The organism is Terrabacter sp. GCM10028922, assembly GCF_042666095.1.
In the GTDB taxonomy this organism is placed as follows: Bacteria; Actinomycetota; Actinomycetes; order Actinomycetales; family Dermatophilaceae; genus Terrabacter.
In genome coordinates, this window is record NZ_JBHTFG010000009.1 from 85,752 (window position 1) to 101,730 (window position 15,979).

Annotated in this window: 14 protein-coding genes; 1 reads left to right on the forward strand and 13 read right to left on the reverse strand. The window is 72.3% G+C overall.

The features are described from left to right. Positions 1-27: 27 nt before the first annotated feature. The gene (locus ACFQU3_RS09240; RefSeq protein WP_385908935.1) at positions 28-471 is read right to left on the reverse strand and encodes a hypothetical protein; all 444 of its coding nucleotides are present in this window, start codon (positions 469-471) and stop codon (positions 28-30) included. Between the two features lie 215 nt (positions 472-686). Here ACFQU3_RS09240 and ACFQU3_RS09245 point away from each other — a divergent pair, with 215 nt between their 5' ends. After that, on the forward strand, positions 687-1,244 hold the full coding sequence (locus ACFQU3_RS09245) for a hypothetical protein (protein ID WP_385908937.1): 558 nt from the start codon (positions 687-689) through the stop codon (positions 1,242-1,244). Positions 1,245-1,340: 96 nt separating this feature from the next. Here ACFQU3_RS09245 and soxR read toward each other — a convergent pair whose 3' ends face one another. The 12 genes from soxR to ACFQU3_RS09305 form a co-directional block, all read right to left on the reverse strand. After that, entirely contained in the window at positions 1,341-1,772 is a 432-nt protein-coding gene (gene soxR, locus ACFQU3_RS09250; protein WP_385908939.1) for a redox-sensitive transcriptional activator SoxR, read from the reverse strand. Between the two features lies 1 nt (position 1,773). Continuing rightward, positions 1,774-2,337, reverse strand: coding sequence for an AAA family ATPase (locus tag ACFQU3_RS09255; protein ID WP_385908940.1), 564 nt, complete (start codon positions 2,335-2,337; stop codon positions 1,774-1,776). 410 nt (positions 2,338-2,747) lie between these two features. Beyond that, positions 2,748-3,653: an FHA domain-containing protein gene (locus ACFQU3_RS09260; RefSeq protein WP_385908942.1), complete on the reverse strand. Its 906-nt coding sequence runs from the start codon at positions 3,651-3,653 to the stop codon at positions 2,748-2,750. Then, positions 3,650-4,939 carry a VWA domain-containing protein gene (locus ACFQU3_RS09265; RefSeq protein ID WP_385908944.1) on the reverse strand — a complete coding sequence of 430 codons (1,290 nt, stop codon included), beginning with the start codon at positions 4,937-4,939 and terminating at the stop codon, positions 3,650-3,652. Before ACFQU3_RS09265 ends, ACFQU3_RS09260 begins: the two co-directional genes overlap by 4 nt. Beyond that, positions 4,932-6,209 (reverse strand): protein phosphatase 2C domain-containing protein, encoded by a 1,278-nt coding sequence (locus tag ACFQU3_RS09270; RefSeq protein WP_385908946.1) that lies wholly within the window; start codon positions 6,207-6,209, stop codon positions 4,932-4,934. The genes ACFQU3_RS09265 and ACFQU3_RS09270 overlap by 8 nt, the downstream gene beginning before the upstream one ends. After that, positions 6,206-8,656: a tetratricopeptide repeat protein gene (locus tag ACFQU3_RS09275; RefSeq protein ID WP_385908948.1), complete on the reverse strand. Its 2,451-nt coding sequence runs from the start codon at positions 8,654-8,656 to the stop codon at positions 6,206-6,208. The genes ACFQU3_RS09270 and ACFQU3_RS09275 overlap by 4 nt, the downstream gene beginning before the upstream one ends. Then, positions 8,653-9,879, reverse strand: coding sequence for a hypothetical protein (locus ACFQU3_RS09280; protein ID WP_385908949.1), 1,227 nt, complete (start codon positions 9,877-9,879; stop codon positions 8,653-8,655). The genes ACFQU3_RS09275 and ACFQU3_RS09280 overlap by 4 nt, the downstream gene beginning before the upstream one ends. Further along, complete coding sequence (locus ACFQU3_RS09285; RefSeq protein ID WP_385908951.1) at positions 9,876-10,868, reverse strand: glutamate ABC transporter substrate-binding protein; 993 nt, start codon at positions 10,866-10,868, stop codon at positions 9,876-9,878. The genes ACFQU3_RS09280 and ACFQU3_RS09285 overlap by 4 nt, the downstream gene beginning before the upstream one ends. Further along, positions 10,865-12,193 (reverse strand): hypothetical protein, encoded by a 1,329-nt coding sequence (locus ACFQU3_RS09290; protein ID WP_385908953.1) that lies wholly within the window; start codon positions 12,191-12,193, stop codon positions 10,865-10,867. Before ACFQU3_RS09290 ends, ACFQU3_RS09285 begins: the two co-directional genes overlap by 4 nt. After that, complete coding sequence (locus ACFQU3_RS09295) at positions 12,190-13,779, reverse strand: AAA family ATPase (protein ID WP_385908955.1); 1,590 nt, start codon at positions 13,777-13,779, stop codon at positions 12,190-12,192. Before ACFQU3_RS09295 ends, ACFQU3_RS09290 begins: the two co-directional genes overlap by 4 nt. Before the next feature lie 15 nt (positions 13,780-13,794). Then, positions 13,795-14,424, reverse strand: coding sequence for a hypothetical protein (locus ACFQU3_RS09300; RefSeq protein ID WP_385908957.1), 630 nt, complete (start codon positions 14,422-14,424; stop codon positions 13,795-13,797). A gap of 194 nt (positions 14,425-14,618) precedes the next feature. Beyond that, on the reverse strand, positions 14,619-15,890 hold the full coding sequence (locus ACFQU3_RS09305; protein WP_385908959.1) for a toxic anion resistance protein: 1,272 nt from the start codon (positions 15,888-15,890) through the stop codon (positions 14,619-14,621). Between the last annotated feature and the right edge of the window lie 89 nt (positions 15,891-15,979).

Sequence of the window (15,979 nt, forward strand, 5' to 3'; positions counted from 1 at the left end):
GGGCCACCGGGATGCCGGGCCACGTGGTCATGCGTGCGGGTTCATCCGCCAGTCGTAGGCGGAGCAGCCGCCGGAGCCGCAGACCTTGATCGCGAAGGCGTCGACGTCCTCGTAGCCGCTCTGGTAGTACGTGCTCGTGCGCACGGGGTCGGACCCGCAGCCGCCGCTGTCGACGCGCTCGCCGACCTTGATCCAGATCATGTCCTGGATCGTGCCGCCCCGACCGATGTAGAGGTTGATCTTGGCGGCGACACCGTCGCCCGGGCACCGGTCGTTGACGTAGAGGTCGTTGATGTTGACGCGTGTCGCGCTGCGGAAGTCGAGGTAGGCCGACCCGTACGCCAGCCCGTCCGGCGACGTGGCCGACACCTGTCCGTCGTCGGCCTGGGCGGGAGCGGCGCCGAGCAGGGCGCCGGACACGGAGAGGACGAGCGCGCCGAGGGCGCCGGCAATGGTGGTTCTGCGGGTCATGGGCAGCCTCCTTGTTCGGTGGTCAGCCCATCGTGGAGACACCCGCTAACCGCCTGCTAACTGCCGGGACCGGACGGCGCCCGCCCACGTGTTAGCGGCTCGTTAGGGCCGGTGCGGATGCTCGGACCGTCCACCCGGGCGAGGCGCCGAACACCTCGAACCGCACCGGACGGCATACCTGCTCAGGTCTGCCCCCGCCGACAAGGAGAACTCACATGAGCACGTCGAGAATGCGCTTCCTGACCCTGTCACTCGCCACGGCCGGCCTGGCCGCCATGGCCATGGCGCCCACGCTGTCGCCGCAGGCCGCCGTCGTCGACGCTCCGGCGAGCACGCTCGTCACGGTGGCGACGAACCCGTACCCCGCCGACTCGGTGCTCACGGGCTACACGCAGCGCGCCCGCTGGACGATCAACGTCCTGCGCGACAACCGGCCGGCCCTGACGGCCTGCAACCACGGCAACTACGAGCCGGACTCGGGCCACACGTCGGACAGCTACCACTACAGCGGCAACGCGGGTGACTGCTACGCCGGCAACACGCCCGGCCAGTACCCCGGCCCCATCGACAAGGACCAGCTCCAGCGGGCCGCGAACTTCCTCGTCGCCAACGCCGGCCCGCTGAAGGTCCAGCAGGTCATCTGGAACGGCCAGATCTGGACCTGGCCGCGGCGCAGCGAGGGCTGGCGCACCTACACCGGCGGCACCGGTCCCGTCGGTGGCCACTACGACCACGTGCACGTCAGCATCGCCCGTCCCGGCGACGGACGCTGACGCACGGGGTGGGCCGGACCGTCACGCTTCCGTCGGTCCGGCCCACCCGAGCGCGACTGTGGCGCAAGGGCGTTGGAGCCTCGGGCCGTGGAGCCCTCAGGGCTCCAGGAGGACGGCTCCCGGCCCGTGGCCGGCCAGCACGTCGGAGGGGTTGTTGAGCGCGCAGGTGCGCAGGCTGAGGCAGCCGCAGCCGATGCACGAGTCGAGCTGGTCACGCAGCTTCTCGATGCGCCGGATCTGCTCGTCGAGGCGGGACCGCCACGCCCGGGACAGCCGCGCCCAGTCGTTCGCGGTGGGCGTGCGGCCATCGGGCAGGGTCGCCAGCGCGGCGCCGATCTCGTCGAGGGACAGGCCGACCCGCTGAGCCGCACGGATGAACGACACGCGCCGGATCGTGGCCCGCTCGTAGCGCCGCTGGTTGCCGGTCGTGCGCACGGAGGTGATGAGGCCGAGGTCCTCCCAGTAGCGCAGGGCCGAGGTGGCGGCCCCGGTGCGCTCGGCCACCTGGCCGATGGTCAGCGCCGACATCTCAGCCGATCCTCGCCTCGGGCAGGCGCCCGACGATCTCGTCGACCGTCTCGTCGGGCGTCTGCTGCGAGCTGTCGAGCCACAGGCCGATGTGCGGGGTCTCGGTGCGCACCTTGTGGTCGAAGTCGCGGATCGACCACAGGTCGCCGTAGCCGACCTTCACGCGCTCCGACTCGCGCTGCATGACCGTGCCGACGTCGGGGGCGAGCATGACGAGGCTGAGCGGCCGGGCGCTCAGCTGGTCGAGGAAGGGTTGGAGACTGGCGCCGACGAACAGGTCCTGCACCACGACGGTGAAGCCGGCCGCGGCGTACTCGTTGGCCGAGTGTGCCGTGATCGAGTGGCGCAGGGCGAGCTGCCGCTCGGCTTCGGGGTCGCCGTGCGGCGACATGTCGACGCGGCCGCGCACGACCACGCGGCGGAACTCGTCACCGCGCAGGTGCACCGCGCGAGAGAAGCGCTCCGCGAGGAGCTGGGAGACGGTCGACTTGCCTGCGGCCATGACGCCCGTGACGACGATGACCTGCGGGGTGTCGACGGCGGTGTGGAGGGGCCGGTCGCTCACAGCGCAACCCTATGGCCCCGTGGGTCAAATGTCGTGAGAGTTCATGTGACGTTCAAGTAGGCCCGACCATCAGCCCCCGGCTCCACCAACCGCAGCCGTATGCCGCCACCCTCCTTCGCACCTCGCCTCACCGCCCGTCGAGTGGGCACTTTCACCCGCGTCGGGGGCGCTCCGGCCCGGTGCGAAGTGCCCACTCGACTCGTGGGGTGGATGCAAAGTGCCCACTCGACGGGGAAAGCCGGTCGAGTGGGCACTTTCACCCGCGTCCGGAGCGCTCCGGCCCGGTGCGAAGTGCCCACTCGACTCTTGGGGTGGGTGCAAAGTGCCCACTCGACTCTTGGGGTGGGTGCGAAGTGCCCACTCGACGGGGGAAGCCGGTCGAGTGGGCACTTTGCATCCGGAGGCGAGGCTCAGGCGTAGGCCTCGACCTCGTCGGAGGTGGCGCGGCGCACGACGACGCGGGTCCAGGCGCCGACGTAGAGCCGGTCGTCGTCGTCGAGCTCGGTCTTCGGCCCGACCGCGATCGGGCGCTCGGGCAGCGGGCCGGACGCCGGGCCGACGAACGTGCCGTTGGAGCTGCCGAGGTCCTCGACGAACCAGCGGGAGCCGTCCGTCGTCAGCTGCGCGTGGCGGCGGCTGACCCCGGGATCGGACGACAGGTCGATCTCCGGGTGGGTGTTCTTGCTCGTCGAGACCCGGCCGAGCAGGACGCTGCGGTGGCGCAGAGGCATGATCGTCGGCAGCCCGGGCGACGGGCAGGGGTCCTCGGCCTCCTGGGTCTGGTACCAGTCGGGGTCGACCCACACCTCGGCGAGCCACTCGAAGCTCGTGTCGCCCGAGCCGTTCCCACCGGCCTCGGCAGCGCCACCCGCGGCGACACCACCCGCCGCGACACCACCATCGACCCCGCCACCGACCACGTCACCCGAGGGGACTCCAGGGGCAGTAGAGGCTTGGCCGGAACCGGGCTCGCCTGCGCCGGCCGCGTCACGCGGCATGGCGCCGGTCGTGAAGTCGTAGCCGCACGCCTCGCAGAACAGTGCGCCGTCGGGGTTCTCGGTGTTGCAGTTCGGGCACACGAGGGCACTGGGGGCAGCCGGGCCGCCGTCACCCGATCCGCCGTCGCCCGGGCCGGGGCCAGCGGGCACCCCCGGCGCGTCGAGGTCGAGCGACGACCCGGTCGCGGCCGGCGCAGCCGCCGCGCCGGTGGAGGACGCACCACCCGCCGGCTGGGCGCTCGCGTCGATGGGCGAGCCGCACGTGTCGCAGTAGTCGTCCGCCTCGGAGGTGTGCCCGTTGGGGCAGACCGCGCTCACCGCCGCACCCGGCTCGTCTTCGTCGAGGCGGTGTCGAGCGACATCTCGTCGATCTTCGACGCACCCTTCTTGAGGCGCACCGTGCCGGTGTCGGCGTCGTCGATCTCGACGACCTTCTTCAGCCGCGTCGTCATCTCCTCGTTGCCGGTCTGGTCGGCCAGCTGGACGGCGCGGCCGAGCTTCGAGGTGGCGACGTCGTCCTGCCCGGCGGCCTTGGCCGCCAGGCCCTCCTGGATGACCGTGGCGAGCTCGGCCTGGCCGGTGTACGCGGCGACCGCCGGGTCGATGCGGGTCGTCAACGAGTCGTCGTTGCTCCACTTCGCCTTGACGAGGGCCTGCGCGACGGGGTCGCCACCGAGCGAGAGCTGCACCCGTGCGGCGAGCTGCTCCTGACCGAGCGTGCGGGCCGGGAGGCGGACGGCGACGTGGTAGTCGCGGCTCTCGTCCGACCAGGCACCTGTCGGGTAGGCGCCGGTCAGCGGGTTGATGAGGGTACGACGCGACGAGAGGTCCTCGAGCGTCGGCGAGACCTGCTTGACGAAGAGCAGCTCGGCGCCCTGCGGCACCCAGACCCGCAGCTCGGACGTCGCGATGCCGCGTGACATGGACGCCCGCATCATCGCCTCGAACTCGGCGGCCATCTCCTCGGGTGCCGGGATGAGGTCGACGGTGCCGAGCAGGGCCGAGGCGATGCCGCGTACCTCGTCGACGCGCCACTGGTCGCCGACGCCGCGGCAGTCGCACTGGAACGCGCCCACGCAGCCCTGCACGGCGGCCTGGAGCGACTGCGGGGTCTCGCCCTCGTTGACGCCGTCGGTGAGCAGGATCGCGTGACGCTTCGTCACGTGCGGCACGGTCTCGAAGATCTGGCGGGCGAGCGTGAGCCAGGTGCCCATGGCGGTGCCACCGTTGGCGCGCAGGCCCTCGATGGCGCGGGTGGCCTCGGCGCGGGTGTGCGCCGACATCGGCACGAGCGCGCCCTGGTGGCTGTACGGGTAGACGATCTGGGCGGTGCCGTTGCCCGACACGATCGAGAAGAGGGTGCCGTCGACGATCTCGCCCAGGGCAGCCTTGGCGGCCTCGCCCGCGGCCTGCACACCACGCCGGCCCATGGAGCCGGACGTGTCGATGAGGATGACCTCGGCGGCTGAACCCGGATCGGTCAGCCCAGCCGAGCCGTCGCCCGCCGAGGCTCCGGTCGAGGTCACGCGGACGATCGCGTGCACGTCGGTGCCACCGTCGGGGAGGAACTCGTTCTGGAACACCTCTGCCGTGAAGTCAGCCATCGCTGGGGTTTCCTTCCTCCGGCGCCGCCGCAGCAGGCGCCTCAGTCGTCGTTGTCGATCCTCGCCCAGCCAGTCTGGCGAGGGCAACCGTGATGTTGTCGCGTCCGCCCTGCTCGTTCGCGAAGTCGACCAGCGCCTGCGCGAGCGTGGTCGGCGTCGCGGCACCGTCGAGCTTCCCGGCGGCCTCGCGCACCAGCGCGCGCAGCTGCTCGGCCTCGGAGCAGTAGTTCCAGAGGCCGTCGGAGCAGACCATGAGCCAGCCGGCCGTCGCGTCGACCGTCGTCAGGTGCGGCGTGAGGTCATCGGGGGCGTCCTTGCCGAGCCACCGCGTGATCGAGTGGGCGTGAGGGCCGTTCTCGGCCTGGAGGCGTGGCACGCCGGCGGCCATCTGCTCCTGGGCGAAGGAGTCGTCGCGTCCGAGCTGGCGGGCCGGCTCCGCCTCGGCATCCGGCAGCCAGTAGACGCGGCTGTCTCCGACGTTGGCGGCGACGATGACGTCGTCCTCGACGACGGCCGCGGCGAAGGTGCACGACGGCGGGTTGGGCACGTCCTCGACGACCGAGCCGGCCACCGCCTCGTTGGCCTGGGTCACGGCAGCGGTCAGCGCGCGTCCCGCACCCGCCGCCCACGAGTCCCGTGTGCCGACGCCCTTGGGGAACGGCTGGTCGAGCACGGATCGGGCGGCCTTCGCGGCGGCGAGCGACGCGATGTGCGAGTCGGTGGCCATCGAGACGCCGTCGCAGACGACGAGGACGGCGCGCGATCCGGGGGCCTCGGCGGCGCTGAGCGCCATGGCGTCCTCGTTGCGGGCGTGGCGCTTGCCGATGTCGCACACGCCGCCGACCCATGCGGTCGGGGTCTCGACGAAGTGGTTGCGCGGGTCGGGTGGCGGGGTGCCGCAGTGGTCGCAGTAGCCGTCGACGATGCGGCCCTGCCCGCACGCTCGGCAGGTCAGGTCGTCGGCGGCGGAGTCGGGGGCGACAGCCGTGGACGGCACGGCACCGGTCCACCCGACGTCGAGCGGTGACTCCTCGCCGGCCGGGGCGGTCTGCGGGGTGGCCGAGCCGAACTCGGTGCCGTCCTGCGACGCCTGCGGCAGCGGTGTGCGCTCCGCGGGAGTCGAGAGGTCGGCGCCGCACGCCTCGCAGAAGCTCGCACCCGCCGGATGGGCGGTGCCGCACGTCGGGCAGTGGAGCGCCCGGGCGTCCGCCCGTTCGGCCGGTGCGGTCGGTGAATGCTGGGCGCTTCCCGTGGTCGGGCTGTCGGTCACCAGAGGCTCCAAGGTCGGATGGCGTTGGCCTCGTCGACGAGGGGGACGCGTTCGGACAGGTCGGGGGTTCGCTTGGCCAGCTCGCGCAGGGCCTCCTCGAGGCCGATGCGCAGGCCGTTTGGAGTGCCCTTGTGGGCGCCGAGGCGGATGTCGGCCTTGTTGCCGCTCTTCTCGACGGTGTGGAGCGCCTCACGGTAGATCAGGGTCGTGAGCTCGGCCCGCCGCCGCGCCGTCAGGGAGGTGTCGTCGAGGGTGCGCAGCGCCTCGGCGAGGTCGGGCAGGCCGCGGTTGGCCTTCGTGAGCAGCTCGGCGAGGCCGGCGCGTGCGGTGCGGTACGCGCTCGACTGTGCAGGGACGAGGCGGTATGCCGCGACGGCGCCGTCGACGTCGGAGCGCGCGGCCCGGATGCGGGCGAGGCCGAACGCGGCCATCGGCACGTACGTCGTGTCGGTGCGGGCGCAGGCGACGTAGAGGTTCTCGGCGACCGCGTCGTCACCGGCCTGCTCGGACGCCTGGGCGAGCGCGAGCTTCGGCGCGAGCTCGCCGGGCACCTGCCCGTAGACGGCGTTGAACGCGGCTTGGGCCGCGCGCGAGTCACCGCGCTCCAGGGCGGCGAGACCTTGGATCCACACGGCTCGCCACTCCCACGGGTCGGCCGCCAGCAGCTCGCTCGCGGTGGACTCCGCGACGTCACGCTTGCCCGCGTCGAGGGCCGTGCGGGCGCGCTCGAGGAGCACCTCGGTCGACGGCTTCGGGGGGTTCATGAGTCGGTCGAGGCGCTCGATCGGTGTGCCGCTCACTGTCTGCAGCCAGCCGACGAGCGGGTCGTGCGGGTCGCGGCGCAGTGCGGGCAGGTTGCGCCAGTCGTCGGGCTCGACGCCGGGCGTCGGCACGTCGAAGAGGAGCGAGCTGACGGTCGTCGTGGCGGCGCCCGACCCCCGGTCGAGGGCGACGACCTCGCGCAGCACGCCGATCATCTGCGAGCGCAGCTCGTCGGCGGACACGAACCGGTCGTCGCGGTTGGGCGCGCACGCCTTGGCGACGAGCCGGTAGAACGAGTCGTACCTCTGGAACACCGGCACGGTGTCCTGGGCCGGCAGGGTGTTGAGGTAGGTCGTCTGGTAGCCGCGGAACTCCATCGTCAGCACCACGAGCGTGCGACCGATCGTGTAGATGTCGGAGGCGACGGAGACGCCGAGCTCGGCCACCTCCGGCGCCTGGTAGCCGACGGTGCCGAAGATCGCCGAGTCCTCGTCGTCGGCCCGGCGCACGCCACCGAGGTCGATGAGCTTCACCTCGTCGCCGACCTGGATGATGTTGTCCGGCTTGAAGTCGCAGTAGACGAGCCCCAGGTCGTGGAGGTACTGGAACGAGGGCAGGATCTCGAGGATGTAGGCCAGGGCCTGGTCGACGGGCAGCGGGTCGTACCTGCCGGCCGCCTGGAGGCGCTGCTTGAGGATCGACTTGAGCGACGTGCCGCCGACGTACTCCATGACGATGTAGCCGGCGTCTTCATGGGTCACGAAGTTGTAGATCTCGACGATGCTGGGGTGCGAGACCTGCGCGAGGAAGCGCTGCTCGGCGATGGCGGCGGCGAGCGCGTCGGGGTCGGCCGAGTTGAGCAGGCCCTTGAGCACGACCCAGCGGTCGGAGACGTTCTTGTCGCGCGCGAGGTAGATCCAGCCGAGACCTCCGTGGGCGAGGCAGCCGGCCACCTCGTACTGGCCGGCGACCAGGTCGCCGGCCTTGAGCTTCGGGTCGAACGAGAACGGGTGGCGGCACTTGGCGCAGAAGCCCGTCGTGCGGCCCGGCTTGCCGTCGCGCCCGCGGCCGACGGGCTCGCCGCACTTGGGGCAGAAGCGCTTGTTCTCGGGCACCGAGGGGTTGGTGAGCAGCGCCTTCGCGGCGTCGATCTCCGGAGCAGGGCGCACGGTCGTGATGCCGCCACCGAGCCGCGCCGAACGGAGCCGCTGCGAGCCGCCGGTGCGGCGGGTCGCGATGGAGCCGGACTCGCGGGCCCGCTTGGAGCCCAAGGCCGCCGACGCGAGGTTGCTCGAGGCGGCGGACCGCGTCGAGATCTCGGGGCCGACCCCTGCGGTGCCCCCGTCGGCGCCGACCGCGGTGGCAGCGGGAGGGCCGGCATACGCCGCGACGCCCGGCTGGTCAGCCGGTGTTCCGCAGACGTTGCAGTAGCCGGCCTCGATCGTGCCGGCGCACCCGGGCTGCTGGCACGCGCCACCCTCGGGGATCACCATCCTGCTCGCCGCCGCCGACGGGGCGGCCGGTGGGGGGAGGGCTGCAGCGCCGCCTCCCGCGCTCGCGGCACCGGCGCCGGCGGCACTCGCTGCCGCGGGGGCGACGGCGGGTGTCGACCCGGCGGCCATGCCGCACACGTCGCAGTAGCCGTCGACGATCGTTCCGGTGCAGCCCGGCTGCGTGCAGTTCATGGACGGGGCCTCTGTGGTCGGGGTGCGGACGGGCGGGAGGTGCGGGACTGCGGTCGGGTCGCTGCGTCGACGTACGCCTGGAAGGCGCTCGCGAGCGCGCGGGCCCGGCCGATCGGCAGTGGCTTGGCGGCGAGGGCGTCGTCGAGGCGGCGGCGCAGCTCGGCCACGTCGGCTGCGGCCTCGGGCGTCAGCGTGGCCGATGCGGCCATGGCTCCGACGGCGCCGGCTAGGCCGACGACCTCGTCGCGCTCGGCGAGCCCGGCGGCGTACGTCTCGTGGGCGAGGTCGAGCGCGCGCGAGACCCTCTCGAGCTTGTCGCGGTATGCCGCGAGCTCGGCTGCCGCCTGCGGCACCGGTCCCAGCGCACGGACGTTGGGGATCGCGAGGTGCGGGGCGGGGGTGATGGCCTCGAGGCACGCGCGTTCGAGGGCGCGGATGGCCGCGGCGCGCGCGTCGAGCTCCTCGACCTGCTGCTGGGTGCGCACGCGGCTGCGCGCGGCAGACGCGCGCTCGGCCGCGGCGACGATGAGGTCGCGCTCGAGGACGGAGACGTCGATCTCGAGCGGGCCGATGATGCCGCCGATGTCGGCACCCCGACGCGCCCGCTCCACCAGGTCGGTCATCCGGCGGTCGAGCCGCGCCAGCTTCTCGGTCGCCTCGTCGCGCTGTCCACCCGCGGGCACGAGGGGCAGCTGGTCGCGCGTGCGTTCGATCGCGGCGCGCACCACGGTGATCCGCTGGGTCGCCTCCGCGGCGCCAGGGGCGAGCGAGGCACGCGCCTGGAGGGTGCGGGTCAGCGAGTCGAGCAGGCGGCAGGCCTCCGGGAGGCTCACGGCCAGCGAGCCGCTCGACGGCAGCGACAGGTGCTGGGTCGTGTTGGAGTCGAGGCGCCCGTGGATGAGGGTGGAGAGCCGCTCCGCCTCGACCGGCCCGACGCGGCCGCCGTCGAAGGTCGTCTCGAGCAGGGTGAGCCGGTCGCTGACCGCCTTCCAGAAGGTCAGCGCGACGGTGAGGTCGTTGGTGATCGCGACCTGCTCTGCCTGCGACAGCTTCAGCACCGCGCGGTCTACCTCGCCGAGGTCGGCGCGGCGCTGGGCGACCCACTCGCGCAAGGCGTTCAGGTACGTCTGGGCCTCGGCAGCCTGCACCGGCACGCCGAGCCGTCCGGGTGCCGACGGCGCGGCGGTGCCCGGCTCGGGGTGGCTCTGCGGCACTGCGGTCATCGCCCGTAGACCGGGGTCGGGGGCGCCGGCGCGGGACCGAGCGGACCTGCGAGCCAGCGGTCGTAGATCCGCTTCCACTCGCCGTCCGCCTCGAGGTCGGCGATGACGCGGTTGACGTAGCGCGCGAGGTAGATGTCCGCCTTGTTGAAGCCGAGGCCGTACGGCTCGGTCGTGATCGCCTTCGCCTTGGTGACGACGGTGTTCGGGTCCTGCGCGGCGAGGCCGGCGAGGACGGTGTCGTCACCGGTGATGGCGTCGGCCTTGCCCTGCTGGAAGAGCACGAGGCACCCCGTGTGGGTACCGGCCGTCACGACGGTCGGGCCCTGGACCTGCTCCAGCTTGGCCAGCGACGTCGTGCCGTTCGGGGCGCAGACCCGCTTGCCCTTGAGGTCGGCGAGTCCGAGGTTCACGGCGTCGGGGAGGTTCTTGCCGACGAGGACCTTCTGGCCCGAGCGGTAGTACTCGGCAGAGAACGCGATGTCGTTCCAGCGGCCGCAGGTCATCGACATGTTGCGGGCGACCATGTCGACAGCCCGGTCCTTGAGCAGCGGGATGCGGTCGTTCGCGGTGATGACCCGGAACTGGACCTTGCTCGGGTCGCCGAAGATCGCCTTCGCGACGGCCCGTGCCATGTCGATGTCGAAGCCCTCGATGCCGCCGGTGAACGCGTTGCGGGCGCCGAAGAGGTACGTGTCGGCGGAGACACCGACGGTGATGTAGCCCTTGGTGATGATCTTGCGCATCGACCCGTCGGTGATCTCGCCCCGGTTCGGCAGGCTGGGCAGCGGGTCGTAGGACTGGGTCGCGTTGTCGCACACGGCCGCCGCGGCCGCCGGCGTGCTGCTCGTCGGCTTCGGAGCCGTCGTCGTCGGCAGCGGGGTCTCGGCGTAGGTGACGCTCGAGCAGCCCGCGAGGGCGACCAGACCGGCCACCGTCGCGAGCGCCGCAAGGCGGCGGCCCACGGCCCTGGGGAGCGCGCCGGGGCTCATCGGTACTCCTCGATCCGCTGGCCGATACCTCGCACGACGAGCCACGCCGCGATGAGGGCGGCCAGTGCGGTGAAGACCGCGAAGAGCGGCGCGTTGCCGCCGAGGCCCTGGAGCGTCGCGACGGTGTCCTTCGCTGCCGTGTCGCGGTCCTGCGTGACGCGCTGGTCGAACACGTCGAAGGTCTTGGCCGCGCCCGCCGTCCCGGTGCTCGTCGAGAGCCTGACGGCATCGTCCCACCGGCCACGGTCATCGAGCGTGCGGACCTGCTCGTGGGCGGACGTGTAGCGGGCCCACAGACCGCGCAGCGCCGAGCTCTCGCGGACGTCCGCGAGGTTCTCGTCGACCTGCTTCCGGTTGGCCTTCCACGCGGCCTCGTTGGTCGCGCCGGAGCCGCGCCGGATGAGCGTCAGGCTCTCGTTGGCGCGGGCGTCGTTGGCGGCCGTCGTCACGTTCGCGAGGGTGACCGCCTGCAGGTAGGAGCCGGTCGAGACGTTGCGCGTCGCGGTGCCGACGCCGGTGATCTGGGTGGCGGCCACGAACAGGGTCACGAGCAGCAGCACGATGGCCCCGGTCAGCGACGGGTTGAGGTAGCGGTGGGTGCGCTGGGCGAGCCAGACGGCCAGCGCGCCGAGACCGAGGAGCGAGACGACGCCGACGAGCAGCTGGAGGCTCGAGTTGCTGCGGTTGAACTCCTGCTTCGAGCGCTGCTCGTTCGTCGTGACGATCTGGGCCACGATCGGGACCGCGTCGGCGCGCAGCCCCGCGCTCGCCTGGGTGAGGTACTGGGCGCCCACGGGCAGACCGAGGCGGTTGTTGGCGCGCGCCTGCTCGATGAGGGCGGCATACGTCTGGACCTTCTTGGACAGCTCGCCGAGGGCGCGGCCGTCGGCGGGCTGGGCGGCGGCAGCCTCCGACAGGCTGGTCGCCACCTCACCCATCGCCGTCTCGTACTTCGCGCGTGAGTCGGACGACTCGAGGCCGCCGACGAGGAAGGCGTTGGTCGCGACGGCGTCCGCGCGAAGGAGTCCGACGTGGATGGACTGGACGCGGACGACCTGCTCGGTGTTGTTGGCGGCGCGCTCGACGGCGGCCTGCGAGGCGAGCAGGGCGTTGGCGCTCGCCGCTCCGAGCAGCACAGCGGCGATGACCCCGAGGAGGCCGAAGAGGCGCATACGGCCCGGCGTGCCGTGGAGCAGCCGGCTGGCGACCGCGCCCGCACCGGGGATGCTGCCGGCGATCGTGCGGGGCGGCGGGGAGCCGGTGGGCGCGCCCGGGGGCGTCCCGGCCGGGATCGCGACGGGGATGTTCGTCGTCGGTGCGCTCATGCGGTGTCCTCGTTGGTCGCGTGCTGCTCGTCCGAGACTGCCCCATCGGTGCCCTCGGGACCATCAGGGTCTGCCCTGACCTCCTCCGGATCCTCCTCCGGCGCTTCCAGGTGGTCGGGCTGGTCCGGCTCGTCGGGCTGCTCGGTGAAGTCCTCTGCAGTCAGTAGACGCAGCTCGTCGCGCGTCGGCTCCGTGGCGTCCTTGAGCCGCCACGCGTGCCGACCGACTGCGTGCTCGAAGAGGTTGCGGGAGAATCGGCCGTTGCCGAAGGCGGGGGTGCGCGGCGTCGCCTCGAGGATGTGTCGCACCCGCTCGCGCGCCTCGCCCGTGACCTCGTAGTCGCTGCCGCCGGCGATCGCGTCGAGGATGGCGAGCAGCTCGTCGTCGGAGTAGTCGTCGAACTCGATCGTCGTCGTGAACCGGCTCGCGAGCCCGGGGTTCTGGGCGATGAAGGCGACCATCGGGTCGGGGTAGCCGGCCACGATGACGACGAGGTCCTCGCGGTGGTCCTCCATCTCCTTGACGAGGGTGTTGACCGCCTCCTGCGCGTACTGGTCGCCGGTCAGCGAGTAGGCCTCGTCGATGAAGAGCACGCCGCCGACAGCCTTGGCGCACACCTCGGCGGTCTTCATCGCGGTCTGCCCGACGTAGCCGGCCACGAGCTCGCTGCGGTCCACCTCGACGAGCTGGCCCTTCGGCAGGAGCGCGAGTGCCTTGTAGATGGCCCCGACGAGACGCGCGACGGTGGTCTTGCCGGTGCCGGGGTTGCCGACGAAGATCAGGTGCCGGCTCATCTTCGGCGCCTTGAGGCCGGCCTGGGTGCGCATCTTCTCGACGGTCAGCAGCGCGACCTGGCGGTGGATCTCCTTCTTCACCCGTCCCAGGCCGATCATCGCGTCGAGCTCTGCGAGGAGCTCCTCGACCGACCTCTCGGGCACGGCCGGCTCCTCGGCCGCGGCCGCGGGCACGGCCGGCTCGGCAGCGGCGGCTGCACCGTTCGCCGGGCCGCCTCGGGTGACCAGCGGATCGACGAACGTGGGGTCCATCGGGCCGGGGATGCTTGGACGCATGACGTCGGGAGATCCGAGGCCCATCCCGGGTATGCCGCCCTGGAGCCGGCGCTCTGCGCCGGACTCGGCACCGGGGAACGCCGGCACGCGCTGGGACGCGGAGCGGGCCGCAGCGAGGTAGGCCCCGGAGGCCGCCGACGCGTTGGCGATGACCCAGATGGGCGCCGTGCCGAGCATGACGGCCGACGACGCGACCTCGGTCAGCGCCTCGGCGTACTCGGCCGCGAGCGAGTGGCGGGAGGCGACAAGGGCCTCGAGCAGGTCCGTCGGGGCCCCACGCCAGCGCCGGCCGCGCGACGCGGCGTCGAAGAACGCCTCGTGGATGCGGCCGAGGTCGGTCAGGCCGGGGTGGGCCACCTCGGCCCACGCGGGAGCGGCGCCGGGCACGGACTCAGCCAGGGCGGCGGCGACCCGCAGCCCCTCGTCCCGGGCCGCGGACGGGTCCAGCCCCGCCTCCGCGGCGACGTCGCTCAGCTGCTCCAGGCTCTCGGCGAGGCGGGACTCGTCACTGCTCATGGGGTTCGGGGATCCTCACTCCGGCGGTGCCAGCGGGTCGGGGGACGTGGGTGCGGGCGAGGTGCCGGCGGTGCCGGCGGTGCCGGCGGTGCCGGCGGTGCCGGCGGTGCCGGTCGCGGGTGGCGGGGCGGACTGGACGGGGTCGGGCCCGAGGCCGAGCACCCCGCCGGCGGAGGCGTGCCCGAACTTCTCCTCGAGGAACGCGCCGTGCACGATGATGGCCTCGGCGTCGGCGCGGTTCACCGCGTCGTAGACCTTGTCCATCGTCGAGCCGAGCAGGTCGAGCTGGTCGACGAGCAGCATGACCGAGCTCTTGCCGGCCGCGATCGGCCGCGTGTCGGCCCAGTCGCGGGGCAGGCGCAGGTAGTTGCCGATGGCGACCGGGAGGTAGTCGGTCACGGTCGCCATGACGCTGTAGCCCTGGCGGCTGCCGAGGCCGAGATTCGCGAGGCGCGGGAGGGTCTGGCGCACGATGCGGGTGACGCGCAGCAGCCGGGACAGCACGACCCCGGGCACCTTGCCGTCGCGGGCCTGCTGCTCGATGGCGTCCAGCGCCTCGAGCAGCTGGTCCGTCGTCGGCGGCCCGGGGCGCACCGGCTCGGGTGCCTCGGGCTTGTCCAACCCGAACCACGACCGGATTCCCACTGCGTTGTCCCCTCTGGTTCACCCACGCGCCGACCGCTGGTCGGCCACGCACATCCTGCTGCACGGCTCGCGCACCGGCGGAGCCCGCTCACCTCACCGGCGCGCCGTGCGCCCCGTCAAAGCCCTCGTCACGCCCTCCTCACGCCGTCCTCACGCCGTCCTCACGCCGTCCTCATGCCGTCGTCACGTGCTCGTCACCGGCCGGAGCCGAGGTCGAGGAGGCCGGGTGCGACGTTGTCGGCGCGGCGGGCGTCCTGCTTGGAGACGCGGTCGAGGTACGTGCGCGACTTGGCGACCTCGGACTCGAGCGTGCCGATGGTGGCCGCCATGTTGTCGAGCGCCCGCACCTTGAACTGGTCGATGGCGTCCATCGTCTCGTAGATGTTGGCGAACGCCTTCTGCAGGGACTCGATCGAGAGCGTCGCGCTCGCCGACTGCTCCTGGATGCGGGCGGAGTTCTGCTTGAGCGCCTCGGACGTGCGCTCGATGATCCCCGACGTCGTCGTGTTGAGCGCCGTGATCTGGTCGAGGACGAGCTGCTGGTTGTTCAGCGCCTGGGCCACGATCACCGCGGTACGCAGCGCCGACACGGTCGTGGTCGTGGCCCGGTCGACGCCCTTGATCAGCTCGATGTTGTTCTTGATGATGATGTCGATCGCGAGGTAGTTCTGGATCGACACCGCGAGCTGGGTCAGCAGGTCCTGGTGCTTCTGGCGGACGTAGAAGAGGACGTCCTCGCGCAGCGCCTTGGCGCGCTCGGGGTCGCTCGTCTCGAGCGTCGCGACCTGGGCGGCCAGCTTGGCGTCGAGCCGCTCGGCGACGTAGACGTACTGGTTGAGCCGGCCCATCGACTCCCAGAGGTTCTTCTTCTCGAGGTTGAGGGCGACGTTGTCCTTGACGAGCTCGTCCTGGCCCGACTGGAGCGAGTGCAGGATGCCGTTGAGGTGGCTCTGCGCCGACTGGTACTTGCGGAAGTAGTCGGTGACCTTGTCGCCGAACGGGATCATGCCGAGGAACTTCTTGGCCCCCGTGGCCTGTCCCGGGTCGAGGTCCTCGACGGTGCGACGCAGGTCGAGCAGGGTCTTGCCGACCTTGGAGTTGCCGGAGAGGCCGCCCTCGTTGAGCGCCTTGACCGGCATCTGGAGCATCCGGTTGGACGACTCGGCGGCGAACCGCACCTCGTCGTTGCCCATCGAGCGCACGTCGGCGGCCTTGTGCTCCCACTCCGGAGACCTCGCGGCGGCCCTCGTCAGGGACTCGAGGTACGTGTCGACCTTGGCGTCGAGGCCGGGCAGGGCCGCCTCGGGCACGGCCGGCGCCATCTTCGGGGCGGCGGTCTCGGCCACCGGCGCCGTCGGGGCGGGCGCGGTCAGGATGAACGCCTCACCGGGCGGCGGCTCGAGGGGGGCGACCTGGGTGGGCGCGGCCGCCTGGGCAGCGGCCTGGGAGGCGGGCTGGTCAGTCATTCGAACGGGTCCTTCCCTCGCGTGCCGGCCGCGTCGGCGACGCGACCGAAGTCCCTCGCCCGTCGGGACGGCACCTGCTCGCGGTCGGC